Consider the following 17873-nt stretch of genomic DNA (forward strand, 5'->3'; position numbering starts at 1 on the left):
CAAACTTGCTCTTTGCCATTGCAGGCTCTCCGTTCTTATCCCCGTGCGGGGTAATTCGCTGTTAGGTTCAGTGTAGTCCGGTCACTTCTGACCGGAATACTTTGCCTGGATTTCCGTTGCCACGTTGGACGGGACCGGAGCGTAATGGTCGAACACCATCGAGTACTGGGCGCGACCCTGCGACATGGAGCGCAGGTTGTCGACGTACTTGAACATGTTGGCCAGCGGGACGTGCGCGTTGATGACAACGGCAATACCGCGGGCTTCCTGACCCTGGATCTGACCACGGCGGGAGTTCAGGTCACCGATAACGTCACCGACGTAATCTTCCGGCGTAACAACCTCGACCTTCATCATCGGCTCAAGAAGCTGTGCACCAGCCTTCTTCGCTGCTTCACGGAAGCAGGCACGCGATGCGATTTCGAAGGCGAGAACCGACGAGTCAACATCGTGGAATGCACCGTCGATGAGCGTCGCCTTGACGCCGAGCATCGGGAAGCCAGCCAGAGGACCGGAAGACAGAACGCTTTCGATACCCTTCTGCACGCCCGGGATGTATTCCTTCGGAACAGCACCGCCGACGATCTTGGATTCGAACTTGAACTCTTCGCCATCCGGGTTCGGTTCGAAGATGATCTTGACGCGCGCGAACTGGCCGGTACCACCGGACTGCTTCTTGTGCGTGTAGTCTTCTTCGTGCTGGCGCGTGATGGTTTCGCGGTAAGCAACCTGCGGAGCACCGACGGTAGCTTCAACCTTGAATTCGCGACGCATACGGTCAACGAGAATGTCGAGGTGAAGTTCGCCCATGCCGGCAATGATCGTCTGACCCGATTCCTGGTCCGTCTTCACGCGGAAGGACGGATCCTCAGCAGCCAGGCGGTTGAGCGCGAGGCCCATCTTTTCCTGGTCGCCCTTGGACTTCGGCTCGATCGCGATCTGGATGACCGGCTCGGGGAATTCCATGCGCTCAAGGATAACCGGCTTCAGCGGATCGCAGAGCGTGTCACCCGTGGTGGTTTCCTTCAGACCGGCCAGAGCAACGATGTCGCCAGAGAAGGCTTCCTCGATGTCTTCACGGCTGTTGGAGTGCATCTGCAGCATACGGCCGACACGCTCGCGCTTGTCCTTGACCGTGTTCATGACCGACACGCCCTTTTCGAGCTTGCCGGAGTAGATGCGTGCAAACGTCAGCGAACCAACGAAGGGGTCGTTCATGATCTTGAACGCAAGCATCGAAAGCGGCTCGTTATCGTCAGGATGACGCTCGATTTCAGCTTCCGTCTTGAAGTCGATGCCCTTGATCGCCGGAATGTCGAGCGGCGACGGCAGGTAGTCGACAACCGCGTCAAGAAGCGGCTGAACGCCCTTGTTCTTGAAGGCTGTGCCGCAGAACATCGGATGGAACTTGACGTCGATCGTGCCGCGGCGAACCAGGGCGCGGATCTTGTCGTTGTCCGGCATGATGCCGTTCAGGTAGTCTTCCATCGCCGCTTCGTCGACCTCGACAACAGTCTCGATCAGCTTTTCGCGATATTCTTCGGCCTTGGCCTTCATGTCTTCCGGGATCTCAACGACGTCCCAGGCAGCGCCGAGCGACTCGTCGCGCCATACAAGCGCGTTCATCTCGACCAGGTCGACAACGCCCTTGAATTCGGTTTCTGCACCGATCGGGAGCTGCATGACAACCGCGATGGCACCAAGACGGGTCTTGATCATCTCGACCGAGCGATAGAAGTCCGCACCGGTCTTGTCCATCTTGTTGCAGAAGATCATACGCGGAACGTTGTACTTCTCAGCCTGACGCCAGACGGTTTCCGTCTGCGGCTCTACGCCTGCGTTGGCATCGAGAAGAGCGATCGCACCGTCGAGAACGCGCAGCGAGCGTTCGACTTCAATGGTGAAGTCGACGTGGCCGGGGGTGTCGATGATGTTGAAGCGACGCATCTTGCCGTCGCGACCCTTCCAGTAGGTCGTGGTCGCAGCGGAAGTGATCGTGATACCACGCTCCTGCTCCTGCTCCATCCAGTCCATCGTGGCGGCGCCGTCATGAACTTCGCCGATCTTATGCGACTTGCCCGTGTAGTACAGGATCCGCTCGGTCGTCGTTGTCTTGCCGGCGTCGATGTGCGCCATGATACCGAAATTTCGGTAGTCTTCGATTTTATACTCGCGAGCCATAGGACTGCCTTTCGAATTTCGATCGGATGAAGATTACCAACGGTAGTGCGAGAATGCGCGGTTGGCGTCCGCCATCTTGTGCGTGTCTTCGCGCTTCTTGACGGCCGAACCGCGGTTGTTCGCGGCGTCCATCAACTCACCCGAGAGGCGATCGATCATCGTGGTTTCGTTGCGCTTGCGGGCAGCAGCGATCAGCCAGCGGATCGCGAGAGCCTGGCGGCGCTCAGGACGAACATCGACCGGAACCTGATACGTTGCACCACCGACGCGGCGCGAGCGGACTTCAACGTGCGGAGCAACATTGTCGAGGGCCTGGTGGAAGATTCCCAGGGGCTCCTGCTTTGCCTTGCCCTGCACGGCGTCGAACGCGCCGTACACGATGCCTTCAGCCACGGACTTCTTGCCGTGGAGCATGATGGCGTTCATGAACTTGGTGACGATGAGATCGCCGAACTTCGGGTCCGGGTTGATCTCGCGCTTTTCTGCACTGTGGCGTCTAGACATACTTTTCGTCTCTCAAAGGTGTTGGGCGCTTTATCACGCGGAGAACCTCGCGCAGCGCCATGATCGGGTTGATCCGAATATTACTTCGGACGCTTCGCACCGTACTTCGAACGGCGCTGCTTGCGGTTCTTAACGCCCTGGGTGTCGAGAACGCCGCGGATGATGTGATAACGAACGCCCGGCAAGTCCTTTACGCGGCCGCCACGGATCATCACCACCGAGTGTTCCTGAAGGTTGTGGCCTTCACCCGGGATGTAGCCGATGACTTCGAAGCCATTCGTCAGACGGATCTTGGCAACCTTACGCAGAGCCGAGTTCGGCTTCTTCGGGGTCGTCGTGTAAACGCGGGTGCAAACGCCACGCTTCTGCGGATTTTCCTGCAGAGCAGGAACCTTGTTGCGCTTTACCTGTGCCTGACGCGGCTTGCGGATCAGCTGGTTTACGGTAGGCATATAACCATCCCTTGCAAAATCTTCTTCCAAACCCTTTCGGGCCAATCTGATGCCGTTTCCGGCGACGACACACACATTGCCTCATGCGCAAAACGTGGCCCTATCCGGAACTCCGGATGGACCACAAAAGGCAGAGGACGCATTTTTCATGCGTCATGCGTGCAGCATTTGCGTCTTCAACGTGCGTCTGGAACCTTGTTTGAGACGTACTCCGGAACGAGTCGTTCCGAACGGGCAAGCCTCACATCGCTTCCGATGGTGCGGCGTTTACTGTTTTACCCCTTTCCCGTCAAGGCCGGCGGGGAAAATAATGGATTCCAGGCCCTCTGCGGCAGTACCGGTGACATAAAATTAAGAATTCAGTCACTTTTGCGCAAGACTCGTTGAACTGATTTTAAAAAGCGCGTTTACCGGTCTCAGAATCAGTTGAACCTGGCGCCGGGCTTTGAGTTTGCCAGCCAGCGCCGCCCGCCAAACGGAGAAGATGATGGAAAGCACACCAGATAACGACAACAGCCTCGATGGGCCAATGGTTTTCATCATCATCGGCAAGGCCTACGAAGCCAAGGACAGCGCGGGAATAGAGATGCACATCCTGTTGCGCGCGCCCGACGACGACTCCGCTGTCAGGGAAGCGCTGAACGCACTGTCCGAAGAAGGCTTCATCGAAGCCGACCTTGACCAGATCGGCGTCCTGCAGGACGTACCCGACGAAGAGCCGCACGCTTCCGCGTATCAGGGCGCACTCGAGGGCGAGGTCGCCATCATCCGCTTCGATAACTGACGACAGCAAAAGCATCCGCCGGCGAACCGGCGGATGCTCGTGTCGGTGTCGGCTCTTACGTTAATCGGCCTTGGTGATCACGCTGATCGGGCGCGGAGTAGCAGCCGTTTCCGCCGGGAGGACCGGATAGCTGACATCCGGCATCTTGCCGGTGAGCGTGTCGAGGAAGGCGACGATCAGGTCGACTTCACCGTCGTTCAGCTCCTCACCCAACTGCGACGTGCCCATGATGGCGACGGCCTGTTTCAGATCCCAAACCTTGCCCGAATGGAAGTATGGAGCCGTCACGGCGATGTTGCGAAGCGGAGCCGCGCGGAACACGTAGGAATCATCTGCCGTGTTCGTGACAGCGAAGCGACCCTTGTCGTTCTCCGGCAGGACCTCGGCACCAGGCCGTTCGATCAGGCCGAAGGGATAGTACCCCTCCCCGCCGACGTTGATGCCCGCATGGCATGAGGCGCAACCCTTGTCCATGAAGAGATCGAGGCCCTGCTTGGCTTTTACGCTCAGCGCATCTTCGTCACCGTTCAGGTACGCGTCGAATGGGGCCGGCGTAATCAGCGTCGCTTCGTAGGCTTCGATTGCCTTGGCAAAGTTGTCGAAGGTGACTGGATCCGCCTCCTCCGGGAAGGCCTCCTTGAACCAGGTCACATAGTCCGGCATCGACTTGAGCGTGGCGATGACGTTGTCCGGCGTATTGGCCATTTCGACGCCAGCCTGAACCGGGCCCTTGGCCTGCGCCTTGAGGTCCTCGGCGCGACCGTCCCAGAACTGGGCAATGTTGAACACCGCATTCAGAGCCGTCGGCGAGTTGCGTGGACCCTTCTGCCAGCCGTGACCAATCGATGTCTCAAGGTTATCGTCCCCGCCGGTTGCGAGGTTGTGGCAAGAGTTACACGAGAAGACACCCGACGCCGACATGCGTGGATCAAAGAACAGCGCCTTGCCCAGTTTGATCTTTTCAGGTGTGATCTTGTTGTCTCTGACTGCCGGGATTGTCGATGGCAGCGGTTTAAACAGTTCGAGCGCGGTTTCCCTTAGGTTGGCGGGAACCGGCTCAGCCGCAACGGCCGCAGTCGCCAGGAATACGCCGAGGGCGACCGACGACAAGAGCTTTTTCATTTGAGCCTCCGTTCTTAATTGAACGAATCTACTTTAAAACTCTTCCAAACTGCGGCGTTGAGTCAGGTCAATAAATCACCCATCGCTAATAGTCGAAACGGAAAAACGCCCGGATTGCTCCGGGCGTTTTCCATTCGTCAAGTCCGGCGAGCGCGACATCTTGCACTCGCCTTGCTACCTCATTCAGCAGGCGTGTTTTCGCCCGACAATTCCTGAAGCATCGGCGTTGCGGCCGAGGCACCGGAGCTCTTGCGGCGTTCCTCGAGGATGAGGTCGTCGCGCGAAGTCGCGATGCGGCGGATCTGCGTCATGGTACCGCCGGTACCAGCCGGGATCAGGCGGCCGACGATGACGTTTTCCTTGAGGCCCTGCAGCGTGTCGGTCTTGCCGGCGATCGCAGCTTCCGTGAGAACCTTGGTGGTCTCCTGGAAGGATGCGGCCGAGATAAACGACGGCGTCTGCAGCGATGCCTTGGTGATGCCGAGCAAGACAGGATCGCCGAATGCCGGCTTCTTGCCCTCTCCGATCAGAACGTCGTTGGCGTCGTCCAGTTCGATGCGGTCGACGTTGTCGCCGACGATGTACTGGCTATCACCTGCATCGGTGATTTCCACCTTCTGCAGCATCTGACGGACGATGACTTCGATGTGCTTGTCGTTGATGACAACGCCCTGCAAACGATAGACTTCCTGGATTTCGTTCACGAGGTAGGAAGCGAGTGCTTCCACGCCCTTGATCGCCAGGATGTCGTGCGGTGCCGGGTTACCGTCGAGGATGTAATCACCCTTCTCGATGTAGTCGCCGTCCTGAAGGTGGAAGGGCTTGCCCTTCGGGATCAGGTACTCGACCGGCTCGATACCGTCTTCGGCAGGCTCGATCATCACGCGCCGCTTGTTCTTGTAGTCGCGGCCGAGGCGGATCGTACCATCGATCTCAGCGATGATGGCGTGATCCTTCGGACGACGTGCCTCGAACAGTTCGGCAACGCGCGGCAGACCACCGGTGATGTCCTTCGTCTTGGCGCTTTCCAATGGAACACGCGCAAGAACGTCACCCTGGCTTACCTTCTGACCCGGCTCGACGGACAAGATCGCGTCGACCGAAAGCATGAAGCGAGCATCGCCACCACGGGCAAGCTTCATCATGTTACCGGAAGCGTCCTTGATGAGGATTGCCGGCTTCAGATCGGTACCGCGCGGCGTCGAACGCCAGTCGATGACCTGACGCTTGGTGATGCCGGTAGACTCGTCGGTCGATTCCGAAACCGAGATCGAGTCGACCACGTCTTCGAAGTGAACCGTACCTTCCACTTCCGTCATCATCGGGCGGGTATAAGGATCCCACTCGGCGAGACGCTGCCCACGCTTGACCTTGTCCCCGTCGTCCACCAGCAGCTTCGAACCGTAGGCAACGCGCTGCGACGAACGCTCGACGTTACGCTCGTCCAGGATCGTCACCGCCATGTTACGGCCCATCGCGACGAGAACGCCTTCCGAGTTACGCAGCATGTTGCGGTTCTTGATCTGAACCGTTCCCTCGTACGAGGCTTCCAGGAACGATTGGTCGACCACCGTCGCCGTACCACCCAAGTGGAAGGTACGCATGGTGAGCTGGGTGCCCGGTTCACCGATGGACTGAGCGGCGATAACGCCGACGGCCTCACCCATGTTGACGGGGGTACCGCGAGCAAGGTCGCGACCGTAGCAAACTACGCAGACGCCGGTCTGAACTTCGCAGGTCAGAGCCGAACGAATGCGGATCGACTGGATACCAGCCTTCTCGATTTCGATGACATCCGGCTCGAGGATCATGCGTCCGGCATCAACGATACGCTCACCCGTGACCGGATGGTCGATATCGTCCAGAGCCGTACGACCGAGAACGCGCGTACCGATGGAAGCAACGACCTGGCCCGCATCGACGATAGCCGTCATGGTCAGACCAGTCTCGGTGCCGCAATCCGGCGTCACGACGATGCAATCCTGCGCCACGTCGACGAGACGGCGGGTCAGGTAACCTGAGTTAGCCGTCTTCAAGGCGGTGTCTGCCAGACCCTTACGGGCACCGTGAGTCGAGTTGAAGTACTCGTTAACGGTCAGGCCTTCCTTGAAGTTCGAAATGATCGGCGTTTCGATGATTTCACCCGACGGCTTTGCCATCAGGCCGCGCATGCCGCCCAGCTGACGCATCTGGTTCGGAGAACCACGGGCGCCGGAGTGGGACATCATGTAGATCGCGTTCATCGGCTTCTGACGACCGTTGTCATCGAACTCTACAGCCTTAATACGGGCCATCATGTCTTCAGCAACCTTGTCGGTAGCCTTGCCCCATGCGTCAACAACCTTGTTGTACTTTTCGCCCTGGGTGATGAGACCGTCGTTGTACTGCTGTTCGTATTCCTTCACCAGGCTTTCGGTGTCACCGACGATCTTGGCCTTGGAGTCAGGAATGACCATGTCATCCTTACCGAAGGAAATGCCGGCCTTGCACGCATTGGTAAAGCCGAGCTGCATGATGCGATCGCAGAAGATCACAGTGTCCTTCTGGCCGCAGTGACGGTAGACCGCGTCGATCATCTTGGAGATGTTCTTCTTGGTCATTTCCTGGTTGCAAATGTCGAACGGCACGTTCGGGTTCTTCGGCAGAAGTTCGCCGATGATCATGCGGCCAGGCGTCGTTTCATAGATCTTTGAGACCGGCTTGCCTTCTTCGTCGACCGTCTTGAAACGACCGCGGATCTTGGCATGCAGGGTGACGACCTTGTTTTCCAGAGCGTGGTGAAGTTCGCCCAGGTCGGAGAAGACCATGCCTTCGCCCGGCTCGTTCTGGTTCAGGATCGACAGGTAGTAAAGGCCGAGAACCATGTCCTGCGACGGAACGATGATCGGAGCACCGTTGGCCGGATGCAGGATGTTGTTCGTCGACATCATCAGAACGCGGGCTTCAAGCTGAGCCTCGAGCGACAGCGGCACGTGAACAGCCATCTGGTCGCCGTCGAAGTCGGCGTTGAAGGCCGTGCAGACGAGCGGGTGCAACTGGATGGCCTTGCCTTCGACCAGGATCGGTTCGAAGGCCTGGATGCCCAGGCGGTGCAGCGTCGGTGCGCGGTTCAAGAGAACCGGATGCTCGCGGATGACCTCGTCGAGGATATCCCAAACTTCCGGCTTTTCCTTTTCAACCAGCTTCTTGGCCTGCTTGACGGTCGAGGAATAACCCTTGGCGTCGAGGCGGGCGTAGATGAACGGCTTGAAGAGTTCGAGCGCCATCTTCTTGGGAAGACCGCACTGGTGCAGCTTCAGTTCCGGACCAGTCACGATAACCGAACGGCCCGAATAGTCGACGCGCTTGCCGAGAAGGTTCTGGCGGAAGCGGCCCTGCTTGCCCTTGAGCATGTCGGACAGCGACTTCAGCGGACGCTTGTTAGCACCGGTGATAACGCGGCCACGGCGACCGTTGTCGAACAGCGCGTCCACAGATTCCTGCAGCATGCGCTTTTCGTTGCGGATGATGATGCCCGGCGCACGAAGCTCGATAAGGCGCTTCAAGCGGTTGTTACGGTTGATCACGCGGCGGTACAGGTCGTTCAAGTCGGAAGTCGCAAAGCGGCCACCATCCAGCGGAACCAGCGGACGCAGGTCCGGCGGGATCACGGGAACAACCTTCATGATCATCCATTCAGGACGATTGCCGGATTCCATGAAGTTCTCAACGATCTTGAGACGCTTCATGAACTTCTTCTGCTTCAGGTCGGACGTTGTTTCCGCCAGCTCTGTACGCAGTTCGCCAGCGATACGCTCGAGGTTCATCGAAGCCAGCATCTCGTAGATGGCTTCGGCGCCAATCATCGCGGTGAACTGGTCTTCGCCGAACTCGTCGACGGCGATCATGTACTCTTCTTCGGAAAGAAGCTGGTTTTCCTTGAGCGAGGTGAGACCCGGCTCGGTCACGATGTAGTTCTCGAAGTACAGAACGCGCTCAACATCCTTCAACGTCATGTCGAGCAGCGTCGAGATGCGCGAAGGAAGCGACTTCAGGAACCAGATATGGGCAACCGGAGCAGCAAGCTCGATATGGCCCATGCGCTCGCGGCGAACGCGCGACAGCGTAACTTCGACGCCGCACTTTTCGCAAATGATGCCCTTGTACTTCATGCGCTTGTACTTGCCGCACAGGCACTCATAGTCCTTGATCGGTCCGAAGATGCGCGCGCAGAAGAGACCGTCACGCTCCGGCTTGAACGTACGGTAGTTGATGGTCTCCGGCTTTTTGATTTCGCCGTAGGACCAGGAGAGAATCTTCTCGGGAGACGCGATCGATATACGGATCGAATCGAAGTGCTGTGCCGGCACCTGCGGGTTGAAAAGATTCATGACCTCTTGGTTCATGCCTATCTCCTTACGGGGCTATTAGCCCTCAGCTTGCAATCGTGACCTTCGCAGTTTCCGGGGCCCAATTCCCGGGACGCAAGGTCCGACGCTCAAAAACGGTCTTAGCCGCAGAATGCGGCGAAACTTCCCCTACCCTTCAGGTCCACACCCGACAGGAGAGGAGAGGCGCGCGCCACCAGGCAGCGCGCGCCTTTCGGAGATTACTCGGCTGCGTCCGGCAGCTGACCCGCCTCGCCCGTCTCCAGCTTCGAGTTTTCAAGCTCGACGGAGAGACCAAGAGAACGCATTTCCTTGACGAGAACGTTGAAGCTCTCCGGAATACCGGCCTCGAACGTGTCGTCGCCACGGACGATCGCTTCGTAGACCTTGGTACGGCCGGCCACGTCGTCCGACTTCACGGTCAGCATTTCCTGCAGCGTGTAGGCGGCACCATAGGCTTCCAGAGCCCAGACCTCCATTTCGCCGAAGCGCTGGCCACCGAACTGCGCCTTACCACCAAGCGGCTGCTGGGTGACGAGCGAGTACGGACCGATCGAACGAGCGTGGATCTTGTCGTCGACAAGGTGGTTCAGCTTGATCATGTACATGTAGCCAACAGTGACCTTGCGGTCGAACTGTTCGCCCGTACGACCATCGTACAGGACCGACTGACCCGACGGGTCGAGACCTGCCTTCGTCAGCATGTGTGCAACATCCGGCTCGTGAGCACCGTCAAAGACCGGCGTCGCGATCGAGACACCGCGCTTCGACTGCTCGGCGAGACGAACGAGAGACTCGTCGTCGAAGTTCGCCACTTCGTCGTTGGCCATGCTGGCGTAGGTTTCCCTCAACTCACGCTTCAGATCGGTGATGTCGCTGGACTTCTTATACTCTTCCAGCATTTCACCGATACGCTTGCCCATGCCGGCGCAAGCCCATGCGAGGTGCGTCTCGAGGATCTGGCCGACGTTCATGCGCGAAGGCACGCCCAACGGGTTCAGAACGATGTCGACATGCGTACCGTCTTCGAGGAACGGCATGTCTTCGACCGGAACGATACGAGAGACAACGCCCTTGTTACCGTGACGGCCGGCCATCTTGTCGCCCGGCTGGATCTTGCGCTTCACAGCAACAAAGACCTTGACCATCTTCATGACGCCAGGAGGCATTTCGTCGCCGCGCTGGACCTTTTCGACCTTGTCCATGAAGCGCTGCTCAAGGCGCGACTTGGATTCGTCGTACTGACCACGCAGGGCTTCAATCTCGCCCTGGATGCTCTCGTCTTCGACGGCGAACATCCACCACTGCGAACGCGGATACTCCGAGACGATGGCGTTGTTCAGATCGACGCCCTTCTTGAAGCCCTTCGGACCAGCAACGGACTTCTGGCCACGCAGCATGTCGATCAGACGGCCGTAGACGTTACGGTCGAGGATCGCCTGCTCGTCGTCACGGTCCTTGGCGAGGCGTTCGATTTCCTCACGCTCGATCGCCATCGCACGTTCGTCCTTCTCAACGCCGTGGCGATTGAAGACGCGAACTTCGACGATGGTGCCGAAAGTGCCCGGAGGCATGCGCATGGACGTGTCGCGAACGTCGGAAGCCTTTTCACCGAAGATGGCGCGGAGAAGCTTTTCTTCCGGCGTCATCGGGCTTTCGCCCTTCGGCGTTATCTTGCCGACGAGGATATCGCCTGGTGTCACTTCAGCGCCGATGTAAACGATACCGGCTTCGTCGAGGTTCTTCAGCGCTTCTTCCGAAACATTCGGAATGTCGCGGGTGATTTCTTCCGGACCAAGCTTGGTGTCGCGCGCCATCACTTCGAATTCTTCGATGTGGATGGAGGTGAACACGTCGTCCGACACGATGCGCTCGGAGAGCAGGATCGAGTCTTCGTAGTTGTAGCCGTTCCAGGGCATGAACGCGACGAGCGCGTTGCGGCCGAGAGCCAAGTCACCGAGGTCGGTCGACGGACCGTCAGCGATGATGTCGCCCTTGTTCAGAATGTCGCCGACGGCGACCAGCGGGCGCTGGTTGACGCAGGTGTTCTGGTTCGAACGCTGGAACTTCTGGAGCCGGTAGATATCGACGCCGGACCGGCCGGATTCGAGTTCTTCCGTGGCGCGGATAACGATACGTGTCGCGTCGACCTGGTCGACCACGCCGCCACGACGGGCAGCAATGGCAGCGCCAGAGTCACGGGCCACGACCGGCTCCATGCCGGTGCCGACGAACGGGGCTTCAGCGCGTACCAGAGGCACGGCCTGACGCTGCATGTTCGAGCCCATGAGAGCGCGGTTGGCGTCGTCGTTTTCCAGGAACGGGATCAGAGCCGCAGCGACGGAGACGAGCTGCTTCGGCGAAACGTCCATCAGGTTGATGGTGTCGCGCGGGGACAGCATGACTTCGCCAGCATGACGGCAGACCACGAACTCTTCAACGAAAGAGCCGTTCTTATCGAGCTCGGCATTCGCCTGCGCCACGTAGTACTTGGCCTCTTCCATTGCGGAGAGGTAAAGCACTTCCTTGGTCACGACACCGTCGATGATCTTGCGGTACGGGCTTTCGATGAAGCCGTACTTGTTGACCCGCGCAAAGGTTGCGAGCGAGTTGATCAGACCGATATTCGGGCCTTCCGGCGTTTCGATCGGGCAAATACGGCCGTAGTGGGTCGGATGAACGTCGCGGACTTCAAAGCCTGCGCGCTCGCGGGTCAGACCACCCGGTCCAAGAGCCGAAAGACGGCGCTTGTGGGTGATTTCCGAAAGCGGGTTCACCTGGTCCATGAACTGCGACAGCTGCGAGGAGCCGAAGAATTCGCGAACAGCAGCGGCAGCCGGCTTGGCGTTGATCAGGTCCTGCGGCATGACGGTGTCGATCTCGATCGACGACATGCGTTCCTTGATGGCGCGCTCCATGCGGAGCAGACCCAGACGATACTGGTTCTCCATCAACTCGCCGACCGAACGAACACGGCGGTTGCCGAGGTTGTCGATATCGTCGATCTCGCCCTTGCCGTCGCGTAGCTCGACAAGCATCCTGACGACCGCCAGAATGTCTTCCTTGCGGAGCGTGCGGACGGTGTCCGGCGCGTCGAGGTCGAGGCGCATGTTCATCTTCACGCGGCCAACCGCGGAGAGATCGTAGCGCTCGCTGTCGAAGAACAGCGAGTTGAACATGGCTTCGGCCGATTCCATGGTCGGCGGTTCACCGGGACGCATGACGCGGTAGATATCGAACAGCGCGTCCTGCCGGCTCTCGTTCTTGTCGGCAGACAGCGTGTTGCGGATGTAGGCGCCGACATTGATGTGGTCGATGCCGAGAACCGGGATCTCGTCAAAGCCGAGCTTGATGATGTCGATCAAGCTGCCCTTGCGTTCGCCGCTCTTGGCGTCGAGCGTCATGTCGAGCTCATCACCTGCTTCGAGATAGACTTCGCCTGTCTCCACGTTGACGATGTCTTCGGCGATAAAGTTACCAACCAGATCGTCGTCGCTGGCCTTGAGAGCCTTGAGGCCCTTTTCTGTCAGCTGCTTGAGAAGACGCGGGGTCAACTTCTTGCCGGATTCGACCACAACCTCGCCGGTGTCGGCGTCGATCATGTCGGACAAAGCCTTGGTGCCCTTGAGGGTCTCGGGATGGAACGGAATCCGCCAGCCGTCGCCGTCACGCTTGTAGACAGACTTGGTATAGAACGTGTCGAGAATTTCCTCGCCGTCCATGCCGAGCGCCATCAGCAGCGAGCTCACGGGGATCTTGCGGCGACGGTCGATACGCGCGAACACGATGTCCTTGGCGTCGAACTCGATGTCGAGCCAGGAACCGCGATAAGGGATCACGCGGGCAGCGAACAGCAGCTTGCCGGAAGAATGGCTCTTGCCCTTGTCGTGATCGAAGAACACGCCCGGCGAACGGTGCATCTGCGAAACGATGACTCGCTCGGTGCCGTTGACGATGAACGTGCCGTTGTTGGTCATGAGCGGCATATCGCCCATGTAGACGGACTGTTCCTTGATGTCCTTGATGGACTTCGCGCCGGTATCCTCGTCGATATCGAACACGATGAGGCGCAGCGTCACCTTCAGCGGCGCTGCGTAGGTCAGATCGCGCTGACGGCACTCTTCGACATCGAACTTCGGCAGCTCGAACTCATAGGAGACGAATTCGAGCATGGAGGCGCCCGAAAAGTCCGTAATCGGGAAAACCGACTTGAAAACGGCGTTCAGACCATCGTCAGGACGCCCGCCTTCCGGCTCATCAACCATGAGAAACTGGTCATACGACGCCTTCTGAACCTCGATGAGATTCGGCATCTGTGTGACTTCGGGGATTTTTCCAAAAAACTTGCGTACGCGCCTACGACCGTTGAACGAAAGGGTCTGAGCCATCGTCGCTCCTTCAAAAATTGCATCCGGGCCTGCAACGGACGGGATTCGCTGGCCAGTCGATCCCGTCGATCATGGGTGTTCAATCTCGTCTCACTGTCCAGACCGCCGGCCGGATTGCCGTACCACCTGGAAGGAGACCATCCTCTTGAGAACCCATTACCCAAAAGCCGTTTCATGGGCTTTTGGGTAATTAGTTCAAAGGAACGAGCGATGGGAGAAGGCTTGCGCCCTCTCCCTCCGTATTCCGATATTACTTAACGTCGACCTTGGCGCCGGCGTCTTCAAGCTTCTTCTTGAGGTCAGCAGCTTCAGCCTTGGAAACAGCTTCCTTGACAGCCTTCGGAGCGCCTTCGACGAGGTCCTTGGCTTCCTTGAGGCCCAGGCCGGTGATGGCGCGGACTTCCTTGATGACGTTGATCTTGTTCGCGCCGGCATCCGTAAGGATGACGTCGAACTCGGTCTTTTCTTCTTCAACGGCAGCAGCCGGGCCGGCAGCAGCAGCAACAGCTACAGGAGCAGCTGCAGAAACGCCCCACTTTTCTTCGAGAAGCTTCGAAAGTTCAGCAGCTTCCAGAACGGTCAGAGCCGAGAGGTCGTCAACGATCTTTGCGAGATCAGCCATTTTCATAGTTCCTTATATTGGTTCGAACTTGGTTTTGAACAGCGAAAAACCGCCTTAAGCGGCTTCGTCCTTCTTTGCATAGGCCGCAAACACGCGGGCAAGCTGGCTTGCCGGTGCTGCAACGACCCCTGCGATACGGGTGGCCGGCGTCTGGATCATGCCCAGAAGCATGGCGCGAAGCTCGTCCAGCGACGGCAGGGTCGCAAGCGACTTGACTGCATCCGCATTGAGCATCGTCGCACCCATGGAGCCACCGAGAACAACGATCTTGTCGTTGGTCTTGGCAAAATCCATGACGACCTTTGGAGCCACGATCGGATCGACGCTGTAAGCAATCAGCGTCTGACCCTTGAAGAGATCAACGATCCCTTCGGACTCCGTACCCTGAAGAGCGATCTTGGCCAGGCGGTTCTTCGCGACTTTGATAGTGCCGCCAGCAGCGCGCATCTTCGAACGGAAGTCGTTCATCTGCGCAACTGTGACACCAGCATAGTGGGCCACGACAACCGAACCGGAAGCCTTGAAGACTTCGTTCAGCTCCGTGACGAATTCGCGTTTTTCCGCTCTTTCCACTGTCTGTCTCCAGTTGACGGGACCGCAATCCTGCAGGCCCCATCGGTTTGCCTTTGCCACAAAGGATCTACTAAAAGATCCCAAGCGGCGCTTGAGGATCCTGCCCCCCTGCTCCGCAGCCGTAGCTGCAAGCACAAGGCACACCAGGCTCGAACCAACTTTCAATTGATGCGCGAAGCATCTGAAAAATCCGTTCTTACCCGTCTCATGCAGGCGTTCATTAAGGCCCTAAGGCCGCCCACAATCTCGGACAGGAGTTCCAGGTTTCCCTGGAAATTCCCGGCCCCGAAGGACCGGGAATTCTTTTGTCAGAACCAACGAGGGCTCTGAACGTTTATTAGGCCGTAACCGTCGACGGGTCGATCTTGACGCCAGGACCCATCGTCGAGGAGATCGCTACGCGCTTGACGTAGTTACCCTTGGCGCCAGCCGGCTTTGCTTTAACGACGGCGTCAGCGAAGGCCTTGATGTTCTCTTCAAGCGCCTTGGCGTCGAAGGAAGCCTTGCCGATGCCGGCGTGAACGATACCGGCCTTTTCAACGCGGAACTCGACAGCGCCGCCCTTGGAAGCCTTGACCGCACCGGCCACATCCATGGTGACCGTACCGACCTTCGGGTTCGGCATCATGCCACGCGGGCCGAGAACCTTACCGAGGCGGCCGACGAGCGGCATCATGTCCGGGGTTGCGATGCAGCGATCGAAATCGATCTTGCCGCCCTGGACGATTTCGAGAAGGTCTTCGGCGCCAACGATGTCTGCACCGGCAGCCTTGGCTTCGTCAGCCTTGGCGCCACGAGCGAAGACGGCAACGCGAACGTCACGGCCCGTGCCGTTCGGCAGATTGACAACGCCACGAACCATCTGGTCGGCGTGACGCGGGTCGACACCGAGGTTCATCGCGATCTCGACGGTTTCGTCGAACTTGGCGACCGCGCGTTCCTTCACCATCGAGATGGCGTCGGAGAGAGCGACGAGCTTGGTCGGATCAACGCCTTCGCGGATCTTCTGGAGACGCTTTGCAACTTTTACCATGTTACGCCACCACTTCCAGGCCCATGGAGCGGGCAGAACCCTCAACCATCAGCATTGCGCCTTCGATATCGGCCGCGTTTAGATCCTTCATCTTACCTTCGGCGATCGCACGGACCTGAGCCTTGGTGATGGTGCCGGCCTTGCCGCCCTTACCAGGCGTCTTGGAACCGGACGTGATCTTCGCTTCCTTCTTCAGCCAGTAGGTAATCGGCGGCTGCTTCATGACGAAGGTGAAGGACTTGTCCTGGTAATAGGTGATGACGACCGGGATCGGCATACCCTTTTCCATTTCCTGCGTGGCGGCATTGAACGCCTTGCAGAATTCCATGATGTTAATGCCACGCTGACCAAGCGCCGGGCCGATTGGCGGGGACGGGTTTGCCGATCCTGCCTTGACCTGAAGCTTGAGCTGGCCTGCAACTTTCTTAGCCATTTCTCTCTGCCTTTCTAATCGGACCGGCTAGCCGGTCCACTCATGCCAACCCGAAGGGCTGGCGGCTGCGGTTGCGTGGTGCGATTGAGCATGCCCGGCTTCAGGCAGCCATCTTCCACGCGAAATAAGGGGAGTTCCCTCCCCTTCCGTTCAGACCTTTTCGACCTGAGCGTATTCCAGTTCGACCGGGGTCGCACGACCGAAGATCGAAACTTCGACCTTGAGGCGCGAACGCTCTTCGTCGACATCCTGAACGGTACCGTTGAACGAAGCGAACGGACCATCGGAGACGCGAACCTGCTCGCCGATCTCGAAGCTGATGGAGGACTTCGGACGCTCGACGCCCTCCTGCACCTGACCTAGGATTCGCTCGGCTTCATAATCAGGGATCGGAACAGGCCTGCTGTCCGAACCGAGGAAGCCGGTAACCTTCGGCGTATTCTTGATGAGGTGATAGGCCTCGTCGGTGAGGTTTGCGCGCACCATGACGTAGCCCGGGAAGAACTTGCGCTCGCTGTCGACCTTGCGGCCACGGCGCACCTCGACCACCTTCTCCGTCGGCACGAGAATCTTCTCAAACAAGTGCTCAAGCCCCTTCTGGCGAGCCTTGTTCTCGATGTCTTCCGCGACCTTCTTCTCAAAGTTCGAATATGCGTGGACGATATACCAGCGCGCCGCCATCTTCATCTCCACAATCAATTGCCGACGTTCAGCACAAGGCTCATAAGCCAGCCGATAAGCTGGTCAGCGGCAAAGAAAAACAGAGCAGCGAAAATGACCATCAGCAGGACCATCGCGGTCGATATCATCGTCTCGCGACGTGAAGGCCAAGTGATCTTCGACGCTTCCGAGCGAACCTGTCGCAGAAACTGAATTGGATTTGTCTTGGAAGCCATCGATATCCACGCCATTACGGCACGTAAAGCTGAACTCGCTCAGCCCCACGCACCGCGTGTCTGTTTTGCCTTACATAAACACCGACGCCCACTTTCACAAGAGGGAATCGATATTCGATTAATTTGCCGACCTTAGCGGTTAGCAACCTCGCCTCTCGACATCGCAGCGATCGGCCGCAACAGAGAGACTGGCAGGGGCAGCCGGGCTTGAACCGACGACCTGCGGTTTTGGAGACCGCCGCTCTACCAACTGAGCTATACCCCTTCAATGCCCGGGCAACAAACTGTCGCGACCGGGCACGCGGCTTAATAGTCAACTTGCCCCTCGATGACAAGCGTTATTCCAAGGAAATATTCGCCTTTCCGGACTTAATGAAAAAGACGCCCAAACCATCCGCACGTCACCGACCGGAGACCTTTTCGACCACGGTGGACGACGCACAAATAGAAAAGGCCCCGCCGTCGCCGGCGGGGCCAAATCAAGTCATCGAGCAGAAATTACTCGATGATGGAGGCGA

The 17873-nt window shown here is 58.4% G+C and carries 14 protein-coding genes and 1 tRNA gene; 2 read left to right on the forward strand and 13 right to left on the reverse strand.

Features of this window, described 5'->3' with window-relative positions:
* Positions 1–81 precede the first annotated feature (81 nt).
* From fusA to rpsL, 3 genes are all read right to left on the reverse strand, one after another.
* On the reverse strand, positions 82–2181 hold the full coding sequence (fusA, locus tag LH464_RS23085) for an elongation factor G (protein WP_226788766.1): 2100 nt from the start codon (positions 2179–2181) through the stop codon (positions 82–84).
* A 33-nt stretch (positions 2182–2214) separates the two neighbouring features.
* Positions 2215–2685, reverse strand: a complete 471-nt coding sequence (gene rpsG, locus LH464_RS23090) for a 30S ribosomal protein S7 (RefSeq protein WP_226788767.1) — start codon at positions 2683–2685, stop codon at positions 2215–2217.
* A gap of 80 nt (positions 2686–2765) precedes the next feature.
* The gene (gene rpsL, locus LH464_RS23095; RefSeq protein ID WP_003507760.1) at positions 2766–3137 is read right to left on the reverse strand and encodes a 30S ribosomal protein S12; all 372 of its coding nucleotides are present in this window, start codon (positions 3135–3137) and stop codon (positions 2766–2768) included.
* Positions 3138–3624: 487 nt separating this feature from the next.
* Here rpsL and LH464_RS23100 point away from each other — a divergent pair, with 487 nt between their 5' ends.
* Positions 3625–3921, forward strand: coding sequence for a transcriptional regulator (locus LH464_RS23100; RefSeq protein ID WP_226788768.1), 297 nt, complete (start codon positions 3625–3627; stop codon positions 3919–3921).
* Between the two features lie 60 nt (positions 3922–3981).
* On the opposite strand, the gene LH464_RS23105 is transcribed toward LH464_RS23100, so the two are convergent.
* The 10 genes from LH464_RS23105 to LH464_RS23150 form a co-directional block, all read right to left on the reverse strand.
* Positions 3982–5043 (reverse strand): cytochrome-c peroxidase, encoded by a 1062-nt coding sequence (locus LH464_RS23105; protein WP_226788769.1) that lies wholly within the window; start codon positions 5041–5043, stop codon positions 3982–3984.
* 179 nt (positions 5044–5222) lie between these two features.
* Positions 5223–9428 (reverse strand): DNA-directed RNA polymerase subunit beta', encoded by a 4206-nt coding sequence (gene rpoC / locus LH464_RS23110; protein WP_226788770.1) that lies wholly within the window; start codon positions 9426–9428, stop codon positions 5223–5225.
* Positions 9429–9631: 203 nt separating this feature from the next.
* Positions 9632–13798: a DNA-directed RNA polymerase subunit beta gene (gene rpoB / locus LH464_RS23115; protein ID WP_226788771.1), complete on the reverse strand. Its 4167-nt coding sequence runs from the start codon at positions 13796–13798 to the stop codon at positions 9632–9634.
* A 250-nt stretch (positions 13799–14048) separates the two neighbouring features.
* Complete coding sequence (gene rplL / locus LH464_RS23120; RefSeq protein ID WP_112459113.1) at positions 14049–14420, reverse strand: 50S ribosomal protein L7/L12; 372 nt, start codon at positions 14418–14420, stop codon at positions 14049–14051.
* A 54-nt stretch (positions 14421–14474) separates the two neighbouring features.
* Positions 14475–15053, reverse strand: a complete 579-nt coding sequence (rplJ, locus tag LH464_RS23125) for a 50S ribosomal protein L10 (RefSeq protein ID WP_390625042.1) — start codon at positions 15051–15053, stop codon at positions 14475–14477.
* Positions 15054–15330: 277 nt separating this feature from the next.
* Positions 15331–16026 (reverse strand): 50S ribosomal protein L1, encoded by a 696-nt coding sequence (gene rplA / locus LH464_RS23130; protein ID WP_226788773.1) that lies wholly within the window; start codon positions 16024–16026, stop codon positions 15331–15333.
* A gap of 1 nt (position 16027) precedes the next feature.
* Positions 16028–16459, reverse strand: coding sequence for a 50S ribosomal protein L11 (gene rplK / locus LH464_RS23135; protein ID WP_226788774.1), 432 nt, complete (start codon positions 16457–16459; stop codon positions 16028–16030).
* A gap of 150 nt (positions 16460–16609) precedes the next feature.
* A complete protein-coding gene (gene nusG / locus LH464_RS23140; RefSeq protein ID WP_226788775.1) occupies positions 16610–17140 on the reverse strand; it encodes a transcription termination/antitermination protein NusG in 531 nt (176 codons plus the stop codon).
* Between the two features lie 14 nt (positions 17141–17154).
* The gene (secE, locus tag LH464_RS23145; RefSeq protein ID WP_226788776.1) at positions 17155–17355 is read right to left on the reverse strand and encodes a preprotein translocase subunit SecE; all 201 of its coding nucleotides are present in this window, start codon (positions 17353–17355) and stop codon (positions 17155–17157) included.
* Between the two features lie 189 nt (positions 17356–17544).
* Positions 17545–17620: transfer RNA gene (locus LH464_RS23150), tRNA-Trp, on the reverse strand.
* 53 nt (positions 17621–17673) lie between these two features.
* On the opposite strand from LH464_RS23150, the gene LH464_RS23155 reads away from it, so the two are divergent.
* A partial coding sequence (locus tag LH464_RS23155) for a hypothetical protein (protein WP_226788777.1) occupies positions 17674–17873 on the forward strand: 200 nt, incomplete at its 3' end.

Origin of the sequence: Pseudorhizobium xiangyangii, assembly GCF_020531965.1 — a bacterium.
In the GTDB taxonomy this organism is placed as follows: domain Bacteria; phylum Pseudomonadota; class Alphaproteobacteria; order Rhizobiales; family Rhizobiaceae; genus Neorhizobium; species Neorhizobium xiangyangii.

Excerpts from the sequence above, each read along its gene's own strand:
- nusG (WP_226788775.1), bottom strand. The coding sequence starts at position 17,140 with ATGGCGGCGCGCTGGTATATCGTCCACGCATATTCGAACTTTGAGAAG.
- rpsL (WP_003507760.1), bottom strand. The coding sequence starts at position 3,137 with ATGCCTACCGTAAACCAGCTGATCCGCAAGCCGCGTCAGGCACAGGTA.
- rplL (WP_112459113.1), bottom strand. The coding sequence starts at position 14,420 with ATGGCTGATCTCGCAAAGATCGTTGACGACCTCTCGGCTCTGACCGTT.
- fusA (WP_226788766.1), bottom strand. The coding sequence starts at position 2,181 with ATGGCTCGCGAGTATAAAATCGAAGACTACCGAAATTTCGGTATCATG.
- LH464_RS23105 (WP_226788769.1), bottom strand. The coding sequence starts at position 5,043 with ATGAAAAAGCTCTTGTCGTCGGTCGCCCTCGGCGTATTCCTGGCGACT.
- rpoB (WP_226788771.1), bottom strand. The coding sequence starts at position 13,798 with ATGGCTCAGACCCTTTCGTTCAACGGTCGTAGGCGCGTACGCAAGTTT.
- rpsG (WP_226788767.1), bottom strand. The coding sequence starts at position 2,685 with ATGTCTAGACGCCACAGTGCAGAAAAGCGCGAGATCAACCCGGACCCG.
- rplK (WP_226788774.1), bottom strand. The coding sequence starts at position 16,459 with ATGGCTAAGAAAGTTGCAGGCCAGCTCAAGCTTCAGGTCAAGGCAGGA.
- rplA (WP_226788773.1), bottom strand. The coding sequence starts at position 16,026 with ATGGTAAAAGTTGCAAAGCGTCTCCAGAAGATCCGCGAAGGCGTTGAT.
- rpoC (WP_226788770.1), bottom strand. The coding sequence starts at position 9,428 with ATGAACCAAGAGGTCATGAATCTTTTCAACCCGCAGGTGCCGGCACAG.
- LH464_RS23100 (WP_226788768.1), top strand. The coding sequence starts at position 3,625 with ATGGAAAGCACACCAGATAACGACAACAGCCTCGATGGGCCAATGGTT.
- secE (WP_226788776.1), bottom strand. The coding sequence starts at position 17,355 with ATGGCTTCCAAGACAAATCCAATTCAGTTTCTGCGACAGGTTCGCTCG.